The organism is Viridibacillus sp. NPDC093762 (assembly GCF_050279675.1).
Taxonomy (GTDB): domain Bacteria; phylum Bacillota; class Bacilli; order Bacillales_A; family Planococcaceae; genus Viridibacillus.
On the sequence record NZ_JBNNUK010000001.1, the window covers coordinates 455,142 to 472,014 of the forward strand.

At 35.4% G+C, this 16,873-nt stretch carries 18 protein-coding genes; 12 read left to right on the top strand and 6 right to left on the bottom strand.

The window, feature by feature from the left end; translation table 11 throughout:
• The first annotated feature begins 22 nt into the window (after positions 1 to 22).
• From ctaD to ACQKM9_RS02150, 5 genes are all read left to right on the top strand, one after another.
• Positions 23 to 1,894, top strand: a complete 1,872-nt coding sequence (gene ctaD, locus ACQKM9_RS02130; RefSeq protein ID WP_427732235.1) for a cytochrome c oxidase subunit I — start codon at positions 23 to 25, stop codon at positions 1,892 to 1,894.
• Positions 1,894 to 2,520, top strand: a complete 627-nt coding sequence (locus ACQKM9_RS02135; protein WP_427732237.1) for a cytochrome (ubi)quinol oxidase subunit III — start codon at positions 1,894 to 1,896, stop codon at positions 2,518 to 2,520. The genes ctaD and ACQKM9_RS02135 overlap by 1 nt, the downstream gene beginning before the upstream one ends.
• Complete coding sequence (locus ACQKM9_RS02140) at positions 2,520 to 2,852, top strand: cytochrome C oxidase subunit IV family protein (protein ID WP_038183700.1); 333 nt, start codon at positions 2,520 to 2,522, stop codon at positions 2,850 to 2,852. Before ACQKM9_RS02135 ends, ACQKM9_RS02140 begins: the two co-directional genes overlap by 1 nt.
• A 273-nt stretch (positions 2,853 to 3,125) precedes the next feature.
• Positions 3,126 to 4,046, top strand: coding sequence for a cytochrome c oxidase assembly factor CtaG (gene ctaG, locus ACQKM9_RS02145; RefSeq protein ID WP_427732239.1), 921 nt, complete (start codon positions 3,126 to 3,128; stop codon positions 4,044 to 4,046).
• 29 nt (positions 4,047 to 4,075) lie between these two features.
• Positions 4,076 to 4,537 (top strand): DUF420 domain-containing protein, encoded by a 462-nt coding sequence (locus ACQKM9_RS02150; protein WP_427732241.1) that lies wholly within the window; start codon positions 4,076 to 4,078, stop codon positions 4,535 to 4,537.
• A 44-nt stretch (positions 4,538 to 4,581) separates the two neighbouring features.
• On the opposite strand, the gene ytvI is transcribed toward ACQKM9_RS02150, so the two are convergent.
• Entirely contained in the window at positions 4,582 to 5,637 is a 1,056-nt protein-coding gene (gene ytvI / locus ACQKM9_RS02155) for a sporulation integral membrane protein YtvI (protein WP_427732243.1), read from the bottom strand.
• 103 nt (positions 5,638 to 5,740) lie between these two features.
• Positions 5,741 to 6,106, bottom strand: a complete 366-nt coding sequence (locus ACQKM9_RS02160; RefSeq protein ID WP_053417567.1) for a YugN family protein — start codon at positions 6,104 to 6,106, stop codon at positions 5,741 to 5,743.
• Positions 6,107 to 6,252: 146 nt separating this feature from the next.
• On the opposite strand from ACQKM9_RS02160, the gene ACQKM9_RS02165 reads away from it, so the two are divergent.
• The gene (locus tag ACQKM9_RS02165) at positions 6,253 to 7,323 is read left to right on the top strand and encodes a CAP domain-containing protein (RefSeq protein ID WP_427732245.1); all 1,071 of its coding nucleotides are present in this window, start codon (positions 6,253 to 6,255) and stop codon (positions 7,321 to 7,323) included.
• On the opposite strand, the gene ACQKM9_RS02170 is transcribed toward ACQKM9_RS02165, so the two are convergent.
• Positions 7,290 to 8,060: an aspartate kinase gene (locus ACQKM9_RS02170; protein ID WP_427732247.1), complete on the bottom strand. Its 771-nt coding sequence runs from the start codon at positions 8,058 to 8,060 to the stop codon at positions 7,290 to 7,292. The two genes, ACQKM9_RS02165 and ACQKM9_RS02170, sit on opposite strands and share 34 nt — an antisense overlap.
• A gap of 117 nt (positions 8,061 to 8,177) precedes the next feature.
• Between ACQKM9_RS02170 and ACQKM9_RS02175 the strand changes: the two genes are divergently transcribed.
• The 3 genes from ACQKM9_RS02175 (at position 8,178) to ACQKM9_RS02185 (ending at position 12,385) form a co-directional block, all read left to right on the top strand.
• A complete protein-coding gene (locus tag ACQKM9_RS02175; protein ID WP_427732249.1) occupies positions 8,178 to 9,650 on the top strand; it encodes a UDP-N-acetylmuramoyl-L-alanyl-D-glutamate--2,6-diaminopimelate ligase in 1,473 nt (490 codons plus the stop codon).
• A 733-nt stretch (positions 9,651 to 10,383) separates the two neighbouring features.
• Positions 10,384 to 11,010 carry a LysE family transporter gene (locus tag ACQKM9_RS02180; RefSeq protein WP_427732251.1) on the top strand — a complete coding sequence of 209 codons (627 nt, stop codon included), beginning with the start codon at positions 10,384 to 10,386 and terminating at the stop codon, positions 11,008 to 11,010.
• 130 nt (positions 11,011 to 11,140) lie between these two features.
• Positions 11,141 to 12,385, top strand: a complete 1,245-nt coding sequence (locus ACQKM9_RS02185; protein ID WP_427732253.1) for an MFS transporter — start codon at positions 11,141 to 11,143, stop codon at positions 12,383 to 12,385.
• A gap of 74 nt (positions 12,386 to 12,459) precedes the next feature.
• Here the strand turns inward: ACQKM9_RS02185 and ACQKM9_RS02190 are convergent, their stop codons facing one another.
• Positions 12,460 to 12,735: a YqhV family protein gene (locus tag ACQKM9_RS02190; protein WP_427732255.1), complete on the bottom strand. Its 276-nt coding sequence runs from the start codon at positions 12,733 to 12,735 to the stop codon at positions 12,460 to 12,462.
• A gap of 372 nt (positions 12,736 to 13,107) precedes the next feature.
• Between ACQKM9_RS02190 and ACQKM9_RS02195 the strand changes: the two genes are divergently transcribed.
• Positions 13,108 to 13,554, top strand: coding sequence for a YlbF family regulator (locus ACQKM9_RS02195; RefSeq protein WP_427732257.1), 447 nt, complete (start codon positions 13,108 to 13,110; stop codon positions 13,552 to 13,554).
• A 47-nt stretch (positions 13,555 to 13,601) separates the two neighbouring features.
• Here ACQKM9_RS02195 and ACQKM9_RS02200 read toward each other — a convergent pair whose 3' ends face one another.
• Positions 13,602 to 14,501, bottom strand: a complete 900-nt coding sequence (locus ACQKM9_RS02200; RefSeq protein WP_427732259.1) for a glycerophosphodiester phosphodiesterase — start codon at positions 14,499 to 14,501, stop codon at positions 13,602 to 13,604.
• A 130-nt stretch (positions 14,502 to 14,631) separates the two neighbouring features.
• Between ACQKM9_RS02200 and ACQKM9_RS02205 the strand changes: the two genes are divergently transcribed.
• On the top strand, positions 14,632 to 14,904 hold the full coding sequence (locus tag ACQKM9_RS02205; RefSeq protein WP_053417558.1) for a YlbG family protein: 273 nt from the start codon (positions 14,632 to 14,634) through the stop codon (positions 14,902 to 14,904).
• Positions 14,905 to 14,984: 80 nt separating this feature from the next.
• Here the strand turns inward: ACQKM9_RS02205 and ACQKM9_RS02210 are convergent, their stop codons facing one another.
• The gene (locus tag ACQKM9_RS02210) at positions 14,985 to 15,374 is read right to left on the bottom strand and encodes a DUF7147 family protein (RefSeq protein ID WP_427732261.1); all 390 of its coding nucleotides are present in this window, start codon (positions 15,372 to 15,374) and stop codon (positions 14,985 to 14,987) included.
• Between the two features lie 55 nt (positions 15,375 to 15,429).
• On the opposite strand from ACQKM9_RS02210, the gene ACQKM9_RS02215 reads away from it, so the two are divergent.
• Positions 15,430 to 16,851 (top strand): hypothetical protein, encoded by a 1,422-nt coding sequence (locus ACQKM9_RS02215; RefSeq protein ID WP_427732263.1) that lies wholly within the window; start codon positions 15,430 to 15,432, stop codon positions 16,849 to 16,851.
• Positions 16,852 to 16,873: the final 22 nt, after the last annotated feature.

Sequence of the window (16,873 nt, forward strand, 5' to 3'; positions counted from 1 at the left end):
CATATTGAGGGAGGTTAAAGTTGTGAGCTCAACTGCAAAGAAAAAGGGCTTTGGCGCAACTATCTGGGACTACTTAACAACAGTAGACCATAAAAAAATCGCCATTCTTTACCTTATTGCCGGTACGTTCTTCTTCGTAGTCGGTGGTATAGAAGCAATGCTTATTCGTATCCAACTAGCAAAACCAGATAATGATTTTGTGAGTGCGGGTCTTTTCAATGAAATTATTACAATGCATGGTACAACAATGATATTCTTAGCTGCAATGCCATTGTTATTTGCATTTATGAACGCCGCTGTACCATTACAAATTGGTGCACGTGATGTTGCATTCCCATTCCTAAACTCTTTAGGATTTTGGTTATTCTTATTTGGTGGTATTTTCTTAAACCTTTCATGGTTCTTAGGTGGAGCTCCTGATGCAGGTTGGACTTCTTATGCATCACTATCTCTAGCATCACCAGGTCATGGTATTGACTTTTATGCATTAGGTTTACAAATTTCAGGTGCGGGTACACTAATCGCGGGGATTAACTTCCTTGTAACGATTATTAACATGCGTGCACCAGGTATGACATATATGCGTATGCCATTATTCACATGGACTACATTTGTAGCGTCTGCTTTAATTTTATTCGCTTTCCCTCCACTTACTGTGGGATTATTCTTCATGATTTTTGACCGTATGTTTGATGCGAACTTCTTTGATCATATCAATGGTGGTAATACAATTATCTGGGAGCACTTATTCTGGATCTTTGGTCACCCTGAAGTATATATCTTAGTACTTCCTGCATTCGGTTTATTCTCTGAGATTTTCGCGACATTCGCAAGAAAACGTTTATTCGGATACTCTTCAATGGTATTTGCGACTATCTTAATCGGTTTCTTAGGCTTCATGGTATGGGCTCACCATATGTTTACTGTAGGTCTTGGACCAACTGCAAACGCAATCTTCGCAGTAGCGACAATGGCGATTGCTGTACCAACAGGTATGAAAGTATTTAACTGGTTATTAACAATTTGGGGCGGTAACATTAAAGTTACAACACCAATGCTTTATGCATTAGGTTTCATCCCATCGTTCGTAGCTGGTGGGGTTACAGGGGTAATGCAAGCATCTGCACCTCTTGATTACCAACTACATGATTCTTACTTCATCGTAGCGCACTTCCACTACGTTATCGTTGGTGGTATCGTTTTAGCATTATTTGCTTCAGCACATTATTACTGGCCATTAATGTTTAACCAAATGTTAAATGAAACTCTAGGTAAGATTACATTTGTATTCTTCTTCGTTGGGTTCCACTGTACATTCTTTGTTCAACATTTCTTAGGTTTAATGGGTATGCCACGTCGTGTGTTCACATTCATGGGCGGACAAGGTTGGGACCAATTTAACTTAATTAGTACGGTTGGTGCTTTCTTAATGGCAATCGGTGTTATTTTACTAGTAGTAAACGTAATTATCACTGCTATTAAAAATGAACCAGCAGGACGCGATCCATGGAAAGATGGACGTACTCTTGAGTGGGCTATTCCACAACCAGTACCATACTATAACTTTAAACAAACTCCACTTGTTCGTGGGTTAGATACTTTTTGGATTGAAAAAATGGAAGGAAACAAAGAGGGGATGACATATGCTGAACCAATTTCAGATATCCATATGCCAAACAACTCATTCATTCCATTCATGATCTCATTTGGTTTATTCGTTGCAGCATTCGGTGCACTTTATCACCAAGATGCAGATAAAACATGGTCAGTTCCAGTTTTAATTATTGGTTTAGCAATTACATTTGCTTCTATGATTACTCGTTCTCTTAAAGATGATTTAGGTTATCATATTCATAAAGAGGAATTAATGAATGAAAAAGGGGGTAAACACTAATGGATTTAAATAAGAAATTTACCCCACAATCTTGGCCAGCACATCCCGAGAACTCTACACTTGAAGGGAAAAACAAAACACTAGGTTTTTGGATTTTCCTTGGTGGTGAAACAGTTTTATTCGCGACTTTATTTGCGACTTTCTTAGCGCTAAAAAATAAAGGGCCAGCTGGAATGGAATTCTCAACTCAAAGTCTATTTGAGTTACCACTTGCTTTCATTATGACGATGTTACTTTTAACTTCTTCATTAACAAGTGTTTATGCTATGTATCATATGAAAAACTATAATTTCAAAGCAATGCAAGCTTGGTTAATCGTAACTGTTTTATTAGGTTTAGGATTCCTTGGTCTTGAAATTTATGAGTTCTATCACTATGTACACCGTGGCTTTACATTTACTCAAAGTGCATTCGGTTCTTCATTCTACACTTTAGTAGGTACTCACGGATTGCACGTAATTCTAGGTTTAGCTTGGTTTATCCTGTTAATGCTACGTAACTCTAAACGTGGCTTAAACCTTTATAATGCACCTAAGTACTACTTAGCTTCATTATACTGGCACTTTATCGACGTAGTTTGGGTATTCATCTTCACTGTAGTTTACTTGATGGGAGTGTTGGGCTAATGTCACATGACGTTGAAGCACGTACAAGAAGTAAACACGAGTATGAATATGCTCGTAAACGCGCAAACCAAGGTATGCGTAATCAAGTAACAGTATTTGCGATTATGATCTTCTTAACATTCATCGCATTTGCTGCAGTTCAAGCAGGAATGTCTGCTTACTTAGTTGCACCTCTTATCTTATTATTTGCGGCTGTACAAGTTGCGCTACAATTGTATTACTTTATGCACTGGAGCGAAAAAGGTCATGGAATGGCACAATTCTTCATGTACTCTGCTGCATTCATCGCTTTTACAATGATTCTTGCTTTTGTAACAATCATTTGGTGGTAAGTACCAGTGCAAAAAACCGAGTCTATTACAGGCTCGGTTTTTTACTTTTTTGCTAGATATTGTTATAGGTTGGAAGATGCAATCAAGCTTTAAGTATTAGGGCCCACAGGATGTGGGTCACGTAACCGTTGCGGCAGGACGCCGCGAACTTAGGTTACGTTCCTTAAAATGAGCGCGCAAAGCATTTAATAAAAAATTGTCATGATTCGTTCATTGAAGTTCGTGGGATTGGGACTTATAATGGAGGTATTGAGACTAAAGGAGCGAAATACTATGCCTCTGAGTATATTTGGATTTCAAGCAATGTGGAGCCCTTATTTAATAGGCGTCATTTTGTTTTTAACTGTACTATATTTTCTTATTACTGTTAAATGGAGAACGGACTTCAAAGTAAGTGAACCTTTGAAAAAACGTGAGGCGATCAATTTTGTAATCAGTATGATATTGCTATATATTGTTATGGGTTCGCCGGTCGATTTAATGGCTCATATTATGTTTACAATGCATATGGTGCAAATGGCTTTACTACTTTTATTAATACCGATTTTCTTGATTCAAGGGATTCCAAATTGGTTATGGAAGTATGTCATTGAATTACCTTATATCAAACCTGTATTTCATTTTATGACTAAGCCCATATTTGCTTTAGCATTTTTCGTTGCATTATTCTCTTTTTATCATATTCCAATTGTTTTGGACTATATAAAACTAAATGAAACGATACATGGACTGTATACATTACTTCTGTTCGTATCAGCATTATTTATGTACTGGCCACTTATTAATTCTGTAGAGGGACAACCTCGTATGAAGGACTTACACAAAGTGGGCTATATTATCGGGAATGCGGTTCTTATCACGCCTGCTTGTGCATTAATTATTTTTGCTTCATCTCCATTCTATGCTACATATACAGATGGCGAATTGTGGATGAAAGCAATGGAATTATGTGTGCCTGTATCAACATTAGCAGGACTATCATTATCGGGGCCTGAATTATTTACAAATATGGATCCTATGTACGATCAACAGCTAGGCGGAGTCATCATGAAGATTATTCAAGAAATTATCTTTGCAGTTGTATTAGGTAAAGTATTTGTTAGATGGTATCGTAATGAACAAGAAAATGCTGAAGAAATTACGCAAAAAGCTTTATTAGAAAGACAACAGCTTAATGCTAATCAATATCACTAATTACAAAAAGACTGTTAGGAGAAAAACGCATGAATGTACCTATTTTACCTACAATTAGTACAACCTTTATTGCATTAAGTGCTATCTTAGTAGCAATTGGTTGGGCACTAATTAAGCAAAGAAAAATTGAAGCGCATAAGAAAACAATGATTGCAGCTGCAATTTCAGCATTAATATTCTTTATCATCTACGTATCACGTACTGTGTTTATTGGTAATACAGCATTTGGTGGACCAGATAATTTGAAAATCTATTATACGATTTTCCTTGTATTCCATATTTGCTTGGCAACTACAGGTGCCGTTTTCGGTATTGTAACATTATTATCGGGATTCCAAAATAACCTAGTACGTCATCGTAAAATTGGACCAATTACAAGTGTGATTTGGTTCTTCACAGCCATTACAGGCGTAGCAGTATATACATTACTCTATGTATTATACGAAGGTGGAGAAACAACTTCAGTTATTAAAGCTATTTTAAGTAATTAAAGCTAAAAAGCTGTTCCCTTATTATTTTTTGGGGAACAGCTTTTTTATTTGATCAATTTACCTAGTAATCCAGCTTCCTTAGCTGTTATAAATACCATGACAATTAATGGACCAATAAAAAAACCTAAGAACCCAAATAATTGTAGGCCGATATACATACTGATTAATGTAGCAAGTGGAGGTAATCCGATTTGAGCACTCATAACCTTCGTCTCTAATATTTGGCGGAGAATGATAATGACAACCGCTAATGCTGCCAATTTGATACCCATTGCCATTTGACCAGTAAGCATAGCGTAAATGGCCCAAGGAGCTAATATAACAATGGCACCTAAAATAGGTAATAAATCGACAAACCAAATGATTAAAGCCATAATAATGGCGTATTTCGGTACGATGAATAGTAAAGCGCAAAAAGTAACAACTAAAACGGATACGCTAACGATTAATTCAGCTTTAATATAACCAAATAATACAATATGGAGTTTTTGAAAAAGTATTTTCCACTTTTCTGCCTTATTTTGAGAGATATATGAATTGAATTTTTTTTTGAGTTTCGGCATTTCAGACATAAATAAAAATAGGGCAAACATATAAACAAGTAAATTGAGTAAAAAGAAAGGTAGCTTTGATACGATCATTTTTAATCTATCGTAGTTAAAGAATTCGATAAATGAGGATTGAAGTCTTTCAATGACTCTGTCAATACCAAGTTGAATTTCAGTAATTACTTCAATAGGTAGATCGTGAGTAATCTTTGCTAATCGATTTTGAAGGTTCATCCAAGAGGCGGTTAATTGGTCGAAAAGTTCGGGAGCTATTTTTGATAAATGGGAGACTTGAGTGATAGCATTTGTAATGGCGAAGTACAGGATGCTTGATAATACGATTAAAAAGAGAGAGAATAAAATGATGACTGAAAATCGTCTAGATTTAATCCATTTTCGTTGTAGAAGCTGTATAAGCGGCTCAAGCAACAGAGCAGTTACAAGGGATAGTAAAATGGGTATAGATGCTGGAATTAAAATGTATAATAGTAATAGAACTATAATGGTTAGTAAGATTTTTTTTAATATAATAAAAAAATTGGATTTAGCCATTCAAATCACCTATCTTTTAAATTTACGCTCATAGTATGGATAAATTTCTAATTTTTATCCAATAAAAAAAGTGCTGAAAGATACCAGCACTTCAATAAAACTATTAAGCATGAATTTCAAATGATTTAATTTGTTTTTCAAGAGATTTCAAAATTTCTTGGCAAGATTTTACTAAATGAGCAGGGAATACTTCACCTTCACCATATTCTACGCCGTGTGGGAAATAGTGTTTACCTAGAGCTGGTTTTAATAGTGTAATCATTGCATCATTTGCGCCAATGTCACCGTCTTTTGTGAAACCGAATACACGTAGGTAGAATGTACCTTCACGTACATCAAAGCGTCTGTCCCAAGTTACTCGTTCGTAGTCCCATCCTGTAGCACGGATTAAACCATGTTCGCGCATAAGATCATCAAGAAGTGTAATGTCAGCTAAAGTGTTTTCAAGTCCTGTATTTTCGAAATACATAAATTTCGTCCTCCTTTGACTCATCGTACCATATATACGTTCCATTTTATAATAGAGCAAAAATGCATCGGTTGCAATGACAACATTGTGAATACATCACGGCAATTGGTATAATAAAATAACTAAACAAATTGGGGAGAGGCCATGTGAAAGCGTTATTTCGAATATTAGTTATATTAGCAGCTATATTAGTTGTTTTCTTCTATACAAATCAGTCCGTAAAGGAAAATGAACTATTAACAGCTCCAAATTCAAAAGGAAAAGTAATACCTAATCAAGATGTTCCAAATGTGAATGATAAGGCCATGCCTAGACCAAAAGATGGGTTATCTACATTAGTAGGAAAGTCTACTAATGCATTAGAAAAATTAAAAGGCAAGCCAAGCCGAGTAGAACCTTCTGCTTACGGCTATGAATGGTGGGTATACGATGAGGGTTATGATGATTATTTAATGGTTGGTGTAGAGGGACGTAAAGTAACACAAGTGTATATTGCCGGTGTTAATGGTGCAGCGACACCATTTAAAATAGGTCAGACTTTAGATGATATATATCGATCTACTATTATTGATATGGAAGTCAATGTGCAAATTGATGAAAATACTTACACTTTTATTTTAGATGAAGAAGATATGAAAACACGTATTTTAACGATGTATGATGGTTTATATGCACAAATGTATTTTGATGCAACAGATCGAACATTACAGGCAGTACGCTTCATAGATGGAGAAACACTTGTGAAACAGCAACCTTATGATATGACATATGTCGGCGACATGATTACACCAAATGTACCTTCATCGTATTTACAAGTTGAAATAGATTTAGCGAATCAGCGACAACTTTTTGATTTGACGAACGTTTATCGTAAGCAAAAAGGTTTGCAACCTTTAAACGCAGCAATTGATTTAAATAGTATTGCTCAAAGTCATGCTGCAAGTTTAGCACTTGGCAATTTTTCAAAAGAGGACGTTCAGCCAGATACTTTAAAAGAGCGATTAAAAAATGCAGTTGTTAATTTTGATATGGCAGCAGAAAATATTGCGGAGGACTACCTAGATGCTCCTGAAGCAATTAATGGATTGCTTAATTCAGAGAAACACCGAGACACATTATTAAATGAAGATTATAATCAGCTCGGTTCAGGTGCTTTTGGTAAACACTTTTCACAGGTGTTTATTCAAAGTATAGATAGTATATCGGATGAGCCATGATGAATTGCAGGTATGATTAGTGTTCCTTGGTCCATAGAAAAAGTATTTCGAATATGCAGTGTGAGATGGTGTTTTTCTGCCGTCTCCGCTGCTTTTTTTTGCACTATTGGATGGCTATCATTGAGTAATTCGTGGAATTCGGGATACGTTAATTTCGAAATTAATTCTGCGTTAGCATTAATTTTAGGATTGTAAGTCATAACTCCAGGAACGTCTTTATAGTATTCAATAAATTGTGCCTTCAAGGCAGCTCCAAGTAGCGCCGCGGTTAAATCACTACCGCCACGTCCTAATGTAGTAATATCACCCTCAGCAGTGGTACCTTGAAAACCAGGGACGATGACGCAAGAAGTCTCACTTAATGCTTTTTCTATAGCTGTTGTGTGAACAGCATGGATTTCTGCGTCACCAAAGTTATCGGATGTCTCTATGCCAATCCCTTGACCATACAACAACGTATTATCGATACCACTTTGTTCTAGTTCTGCTGAAATGACAGCTGCGGCAATCATTTCACCACATGCTGCAACGAGGTCTTTTGATTTAGAATCGTTTTTAAAAGCGCTTGTTAAGGTTAACAATGTGTCAGTGGCATAAGCATCTCCACCACGGCCCATAGCTGAAACAACAATAACTGCCTTTTCAAATTTATGAATAGCCTTACGTATATGAAGGATGCAATGTTTACGCGAAGCTTCGGATTGCATTGCGATTCCACCAAACTTTTGAATAATCATAGTGAATACTCCCATCTTTCTTCGTGTCATTTTGTGCACTCTCTTCATACGATACAAGTGAATAGCGGATTGTAATAATGTATTCGATGATGTTAAAAACGTGCAGGAGGAAAGCAGTTGATCTTAGCAGAGCTTATTAAGGATTGGCCTTGTGAAGTACAGGGCGGCTCGATACGTGTAGAAATAAGTGGAATAACTGATGTTGCAGAACAAATCCAGCCAGGTAATATTTTCGTTGCAAGGAAAGGAAAGCAGCATAATGGTTGGCACTTTGTTTCCGAAGCAGTGGCAAAAGGAGCGGCAGCCATTGTATATGATCAAGACCAGCCAATTGAACATTCAGAAGTTCCTCATGTTTGGGTACCTGATTGTTCAACATTTTTATCCTATGCATGTAAAGCTGTTGTAGGGGATAAAATTGAGTTATTGACTGTCATTGGGGTGACCGGAACAAATGGCAAGACAACTGTAACGCATTTTATTGGGCAGATATTACAAAAGCTTGGAGCTAAAGTAGCTGTACTTGGTACATTAGGATTATGGATAAATGGTGAGCGTCAGGATCAGAATACTTCCTCTATGACCACACCACCTCCAACCTATTTGTACCCGATTTTTGCGCAATGCGTAGAATTGGGCGTGAAGTATATTATTATAGAAGCATCTTCTTTAGGATTGTCGCAACATCGATTAGATCATTGCCCAATTGACTACGGCGTATATTTAAATATGAGTAGAGACCATTATGATGAACATGGTAGCAAGGAGAAATATGAATTAGCCAAGAGAAAATTGGCAACTTTAGCAAATAAAATAATCGTTAATGCCGACGATCCGTTTTGCTTAAATATGAAACAGCATCATGTAAGATCCTTTACTTTTGGTCGACATCGAACAGCGGACATTAGCGTCATTCATAAAGAGATAGATGGTACTTCCACCGTTTTACTTGTGCAGTATTTGGAAAATCCAGTTGAACTAACGATGCCATTTGTAGGAGAGCACCACCAACAAAATGTATTAGCAGCAGTGGCAACTGTACAACAACTTGGATATCCGCTCCAAATCATTGCTCCAAGTATTTCTTACCTCACATTGCCTTCAGGAAGACAACAAGAAGTAGAGAATGATCTCGGTATACGAATCGTAATTGACTACGCTCATACGCCGAGTGCTCTTGTAGCTGTTTTACAATCTCTTAAATTAATATCTAAAAAGAGATTAATAGTTGTTTTTGGCTGTGGGGGAGACCGTGATCATGGAAAACGTCGTGAAATGGGGAAAGTAGCAGATAGTTATGCTCATAAAATATGGTTAACAAGTGACAATCCTCGTAGAGAACAAGCGGATATGATTATAGCACAAATTGCACAGGGCATTGACCTGACACCATATGCAATTAAAATTAATCGAAAACAAGCGATAGAAAGTGCAATAGCTGAGGCTAATCCTGGGGATACTGTTTTAATCGCGGGAAAGGGGCATGAAACGACTCAAATAATTGGTAATGAAGTAGTCCCGTTTTCAGATTTTGAAATTGCTAAAGAATATATAAATCTATTAAAAACTAGGCTCAATGACGAAAAATGAGACTGTTGTGAATGAAGTATGTTAGCTAACTTCCATTTCAATTGAAGATTCGAATACCTATGTACGACTACTTTGATGAATAGATTTAGTTTTGTAATTAATGTATTTTGATTAAAGGTTTTCACATAATGCTTTGTTAGATTACTCGTGTCTACACGGTAACCATCTGCTACAAAGGGATTGGCATGTGTTTTTATACTAGTTTAGCCGTTGTAATGATATTACCATTTGATAACTTTAAGATATTGTGAATAGTAAGTGAAATTGTTTTAATACCATGTCATGTGTTTCTGAAGTATTCGATAGAATAAGGTGAAGTAATTTGCCACACACCTATAGAGAAACTCCTTGAATAAATAATAGAAAGATCCTATTTGTACAGAATACTCCACATTTTTTAATGTAATAATCATAGAAATCAGACGTATTCGGCTTTACTTATAAATTTATTTTGCTTGATTGACCAAGATCTAGAGGTACCTGAAATTATTAATGGGGAAATCACAATGTATTTAAAAAAACTAGTATTAGACGGAGGATGAAAATTGACATCCTTCGTTTTTTTTGTCTAGTAAGTGTTTTGGTAAGCTGATTTATTAATGGTAAAGATGAAAAATCCTTTAATAATAAGAACTTGGTTTAATTATTCTTAGAATTTTCTTTTTTTAATTGTCGTACAAGTAATGCGCCTTGAATATGATGCAAAGACACTATTATATCGGAGGGGTATTTCATGAATTCCATAGTTCCCTACTTCTTTTTAGGGGTATCTTTAGCTACACCAATTGGCCCTGTTAAAGCAACTTTATTAAATACAGGTATTAAAAATGGATTTTTCCATGCTTGGTTTTTCGGTCTTGGGGCAGTAGTCACCGATATTTTATATATGGTAATGGTGTACTTTGGCATTGGACACTTTATAGAAATACCTTTTATAAAAACGCTACTTTGGTCATTCGGCTTTTTCGTACTTATGTACACAGGGATTGAGAATCTACTAACATTACATACTATTGAGATGGATTCAAAATTTGGAAAAGTGGTCCGTTTAAGACATTCATTATTATCAGGTTTTTTAATGGCATTGTTAAATCCATTAACAATCCTTTTTTGGTTAGGTATATATGGATCGGTCCTTGTAGGAGGAGCCGGAACATTATCAGGAGTTGAAATAATTCTCTATAGTGTATTCATATTACTGGGCATTTCTTTAGTCGATTTAATAATGGCCACTATATCAGGTGGTTCACGGAAAATTTTATCGTCATCTTTTTTGAGAATCATTTCCATTATTTCATCTTTATCGATGATTGGATTCGGTATTTATTTTGGTATTCAAGCTTACCATTCAATTTTTTAATTTGTCTTGATTTTCACAACACTCTTTCCCTAAGAGAACATAATGTATTTCCAAACGCATAAAAAAAATAAGCAAGGAAATCATACCTTTAATAATTGAAAATAATCTAACAGTTAATAGAGGTGTATGGATGGGGAATGTGGATAATCGTGAAGACAAAGTCAGCCTTTGGTGTATAATCAGTTTGGCCTCAATTCCTTTAGTTATGACACTTGGAAATTCTATGTTAATCCCAGTGTTACCGATATTAGAAAAAAATGTGGGTATTTCTTCTTTTCAATCAAGTATGATTATTACCAGTTATTCAGTAGCGGCAATCATTCTCATTCCAGTTGCAGGTTACTTATCGGATCGTTTTGGAAGAAAAATGGTCATCTTACCTAGTTTAATCTTAGCGTTAATTGGTGGTCTAATAGCTGGTATAGCTTCTTGGAAAATGGAAAATCCGTATATGGGTATTATTGTTGGGAGAATTTTACAAGGTGCAGGGGCGTCGGGTGCTATGCCGATAGTATTACCGCTAGTAGGTGACTTATATAAAGATGACGATGAAAAAACGAGTTCCTGTTTAGGAATCATTGAAACGTCAAATACGTTCGGAAAAGTATTAAGTCCAATTCTTGGTTCATTGTTTGCAGCTTTCATATGGTTCTTACCATTCTTCTCTATATCTGCTTTTAGCTTAATCTCTATCGTACTAATTTTCTTTTTTGTGAAAGTACCTAAAGAAAAAGATGAACCAGTAAAATTAAAAGAATTTTTGACCAATGTTAAAACCACATTTAAGCAAGAGGGAAAGTGGTTATTCACCGTATTTCTAAACGGGGCATTTGTTATGCTTATTTTGTTCGGTGCGTTATTCTTCTTATCTGAAAATCTTGAAAAAACACACGATATTAAAGGTGTGAAAAAAGGATTTGTGTTAGCTATTCCTTTACTGATGCTCTGTATTGCTTCTTTTATTACTGGCAGGAAGATAAAAGGAGATATGAAGCTCATTAAGAAGCTGATGATTATCTGTTTAATTGTCCTTTCTATTAGTGTTGTGTTTGTTGGATTTACAGCAGAAAAGCTGGTTCTATTGTTAGTAGTGACCAGTATTGTGGGCATTGCAATCGGAGCAATATTACCAGTGTTAGATGCTATAATTACCGAAAATATTAGAAAAGAGGAGAGAGGTACTGTCACTTCTTTTTATAGTTCAGCTAGATTTATCGGTGTTGCAGCAGGCCCACCTGTTATGTCACTGGTTATGGAAAAATATCTAAATATGAGTTATATTTCAGCAGGTGTTATAGGCCTTATTATCTTGTTTTTAGTATTTAAGTGCATTCAAATTGATAAAATCGGGCAAAAAAATAGCGCCACAAAATAAAAAGGAGCGATCAGCTAACTTAGCTGAATCGTTCCTTTTTATTTTTTTAATATGAAAATCTATAATGTTTTTACTTACTTAGAATTCAAACTGAAAAGGATGAGGGAAATTCCTGAGAATAGACAAACCATTTTGAGCAACGAAACCTTTTCGGCTAAGCCGAATAAACCAATACCAGTCGTAACAATTAAAACAGTAGGTCCAACTAATGCGAGGAGAGTATTGATATAAAATGCTTTTTCTAAATCATTATACTTAAACATAAAAAGTGCTGCTGTTAACTCAATACTCCCTGAACAAAGTCTTAACAAAATAATTAAAAGAAGTGCTTTTTCGATAAAAATAACCACCTTGTTTTTTCATATTCATCGTAAGTAGATAACTTAGCTCGTACATAAGTAATGAAAACTGATTTAAGAAAAATATGTAAATTTAGTTTTTTGGTAACTATCATTTTGGCTTTTCTATAGTGTATGTATGCTTTTCCACTATTATCAATAAGTCATGCTTTTTGATAAAATAGTTGCGACAGTTAATAAATGGCGATGAGTTGTTCGGGGCATTTTTTTATAGTGCAGTTATATGAGGAAGATTTAATATTTGGTTTGAAGAAAGATATGAAAAAGACTAGGTGGCTTTAATCGAACAACTTTTTTTCAATCGCTAACTTAACAATAAAACAGTAAATCTGTTATGATATTAATGGAATGGGGGAATGAAATATGATGATGACTTCTGAGTGGGCACAAATCCTTGATGAAGTAGATGTCCTGAGTAAAATGATACGATCCTCCAAAGAAATCGCAACGTTGCAGCATGCCTACAACAGTGTGTATTCCGATGTTGAACTAGTAGAAGAAATTGCTTCATTCCAACGGATGAAAGAGCAATATGAGGATGTTCAACGTTTTGGGAAGTATCATCCAGATTACCAAACAATTATGAAATCGATCCGTTTGCAAAAACGTAAACTCGATTTAAATGATAAAATAGCAGCCCTGAAAATTGCCGAAAATGATTATCAAGATTTACTAGATGAAATCAGTTTGTTAATCGGCAAAACGGTATCAGAGGCTGTAAAAGTACCTGTTAGTAATCCATTCTTAAACTCTAGCTCCTCATGTGGTTCGGGTTGTGGAACTGGCGGTAGTTGTTCTTGTTCAGCATAAGAAAAAAGACTTATACGAATTTCGTATAAGTCTTTTTTTTATTTCTTTTATTCATTTAATAGTTCAATTGCTAAATCAGGGCGATCAGTGACAATACCTTTGGCACCGACTGCGAGTAATTGTTCCATTGTTGATACGTCATTGATTGTCCAATAATGTACCGGAATATTCAAGCTTTCTAAGAAACGTATAAAGCTAGCATTATCTAAAGCAAAAACACCAAATTTCGATGGAATTTGGAATACATCAACTTTTGGATGGTATAGATGGCCGAATTGACTAGTGAAGGAAGTATAAGCCTTTTTCACTTCACCCTGACCAGCACCTAAAGCAACCTTATTTTGAGCATAAAGATTGAATCGATCGATTTGTTCGTCAAAGAAGCTTGTCACAACAACACGATTTTCGACACCTAACTCTTCGATTAAACGCCAAAGTTTTGAAGGCATTAGTCCTCCCTCATATGTATCTGGCGCATCTTTCATATCAATATTTACGAGCATTTGAGGGAATTCTTCTAACAATGAACGTAATGTAACAATTGATTGCTTATCCTCTCGATATGGTAGGTAACCATCCAAATCAACAAAATTATAGCCAAAGTTTAATAACTGTAATTCTTCTAAAGTTAAATCTGCTACTCGACCTGATCCGTCACAAGTATGATTTACATACTCATCATGTAAAACAACGATTTCTTCATCTTTTGTTAAACGAATATCGATTTCGAAGCCGTGAACACCGAGTTCTGCTGCTTTGCGGAATGCAGCCATGGTATGCTCTGGTGCTAAATGTGAGCCGCCACGATGTGCAAGTACAATAGGTTGGTCATATTGTAATGCATCTTTATCGCTTCGTTTTTGAGGTTTTGAAAGAGCTTTTGAACCTGCCCATGCTGCTGCGCTTGCCGCTGCAATTGCGATTGCAACTTTCGTTTTCTTTCCCATTATAGTCCTCCTCTAAATGCAGACTTCTAATTTTATTATAACGGATAAACCATATCTCTGTCAGCTAAACTTGGTTGCGATTGAATTCCAAGCTATGGTATTCTTGATTGTAAGAAAAGAGGGAATCCATATGAAAGACCGACAAGGCCTGATTGTGTATGTCCATCATTTAAAACAAGCAAAATCTTTGCGAAGATATGGACATGTACATTATATTTCAAGAAAATTAAAATATGTTGTACTTTATTGTGATCAAGATGAAATTGAAGCGACGATGGCCAAAATGATACGACTTCCGTATGTTAAAAACGCAGTGCCCTCATATCGTCCTTTTGTATCAACTGAGTTTGAAAATGCGAAACCTGATAAGGCAAAAGAATACGATTATAAAACTGATTTATAAAACTTTGGTTATATTTGTCGATAAAAAGAACATCCAGTATATTGTTGTCAAACTGAATGGAAATTGATGAAACGTATCAGTTAGTACATGGATGGGATATAATGATTAAGACGCATAATACCAATAAGATATTGGTAATAGAGAGTACTTTCTGCAAATTCAGATGAGTGTTTTACGTTTAACGTAATTGCTTGTCTATCGATTTCAGTTATTTTATTTTCGAATAGTTGAACTCGTTTAGAGGGCTTTGTTTTTGAATGCGAGATACCTTCTCTACAAATATAAAGTGGTGTAAATTTACTTTCACCAACTGGATTAAAAGCTACGGCAAGAGAAGCTACAGTTTTGCCGTTATGTTCAGCTACAAGTATGAAGGCATTACGATAGCGATGCTGATTTGTTTCGGCAAGTTCGCATAGTTCAAAAACGTCACCAAAACCTTTGCCGAGCTCAATAAATTGTTGAATCATTGTTCGTACACATCCTTTCCTAACACATAGTATCATGATGCAGGAGGATTAGCACATGAAATTTGCTGCCAGCTTATTTTCAATTTTATTATTTTTTAACGGCATAATGTTAACTTTTCAGTACCATGTCTTTTCGGATCAATTGTCTGAAGAGGAAAAGGTATTTAACTATGACCAAGAAATAGAAGTGATTTATCGTACAGGAAAGTTGATAGTGAATCATCACTTTACCGACCTCCCTCAAGATAATGTGAAGCTTATTTGGCCAACTAAGAGTAAGAAAAAGGCATGTTTTTTAGATGATGACAAAAGTTGCGAACGTTTAAATGAGCAACTAACTCAGCTAAAAGCAGGAGATGAAGAGAAACAATCCATCTCATATGAAATTCCAGTATCTAAAAAAGGGCTTACTTCAGGTGAAATTTTGCGTAATATTTTTTTAACTCTACAAAATGGGACCCCAGTACATACACAGGTTCACATTTCCGATGAGACTAAATCGGGTGGTCAATGGTTTACTGGTCTACAATTAGTAGGTCAAAAAACACTTGATCTAGTAGATTATTCAATGTATAGCGGTTACGGAGCAGTGACTGATTTATATTGGCAAAAACAAAAGTTGAAAACTGTCTTTGAAAATGAGCAAGTCACTTTATATAGTGACAAAGCGATATCGAAGGATTTAAAAACAGATTTAAAAGATTTTTCTTTGGAAGGCTTTAATCATGTAGAGATTATGCAAAGTTCAAAGAAAAACTCAGCATCACGAATATTATTTACACCAGCATTTAACGTTGGTTCTATTGAAAAGAAAATCGTCATGTCTCAGATTGAACAACAATATGACTTTGTAAGTAATAATAATTGGTTGCCAATCGCCGTTGCGTCCTTTGTAACTGGGAAAGAAATAGGCTCTGATAAGGCGCATGAAATCACTCAGATTGTAAATAATTACATGACCAATGAACAATCAAAAGTATGGAAAAAAAGTTTGATAGCAAAAAAAGGTGAAGTGATATCACCAAAAGGACTTGACAAATTGTTATCTAAAACGCTTGATTTACAAACGTCATTTTTTGAAATGAATGACAATGATCGTACTGAGATTGCTCCGTTGTTATTTGAAGATGCACGAGATGTGTATTTGAAAGATACTGAGGATGATGATTCGCAAGTTATTTTCAAAGATGGCCGTATTTTTTATAAAGCGGTACCGGTATTAAATAGTCTTGGCTATGAAGTACACAAGGGGAAAAATGGATTGTATATAGAAAGTGATACGCGAAAATTCAGATTCCCAATGACTGAGTCATTCTATGTTTATAATCAAAAACGCTATAACATCATTTCGCAACCTTTCGAAAAATTTGGTGACGAATATTATGTGGAAGAAGCATGGCTAGTTAGGTTATTCTTGGTCGATATAGAAAAGTCAGATGACAAAATTAATATTGCGCCATCTGCTATTTTGGATTAAAATCGATTAAAAATGTAAGTAA